This window comes from Streptomyces musisoli (assembly GCF_016741855.1).
Classification (GTDB): Bacteria; Actinomycetota; Actinomycetes; order Streptomycetales; family Streptomycetaceae; genus Streptomyces; species Streptomyces musisoli.
Genome location: NZ_JAERRH010000122.1, coordinates 1 through 420 on the forward strand (window position 1 = coordinate 1; position 420 = coordinate 420).

General features: G+C 71.2%; 1 protein-coding gene. It reads left to right on the top strand.

Translation table 11 applies throughout. The features are described 5' to 3' along the window. Nucleotides 1-420, top strand: a 420-nt coding sequence (locus JK361_RS40745; RefSeq protein WP_201828287.1) for a hotdog family protein, incomplete at both ends; no start/stop codon positions are given.

Genomic DNA, 420 nt, shown 5'->3' on the forward strand with positions numbered 1-420 from the left:
GGAGGAGAGCGTCGAGGAGGCCGGCGTCGAGGCGGTCGCACTGGGCACCCTGCGCCGCAACGAGAACGAAGAACGACGCTTCACCCTCTCTCTGGGAGAGGCGTTCGTGGCTGGTGTGGAGGTCCAGCTGCCGGTTCCGGGGCGGCGGATGCCGGACTTCTTGGGGCTGCCGACGTATGCCTTCCAGCGTGAGCGGTACTGGCTGGAGCCGGTGCGGGCCGGTGCCGGGGATGTGTCCGAGCTGGGCTTGGAGGGCCTTGGGCACGGTCTGCTGGGTGCGTTGGTGCCGGTGCCGGATTCCGACGGGCTGGTGCTGACGGGGTCGGTGTCGTTGCGTGCGCAGCCCTGGCTCGCCGAGCACGCGGTGTTCGGCACGGCCCTGCTCCCCGGCACCGCCTTCGTCGAGATGGCCCTGCGCGC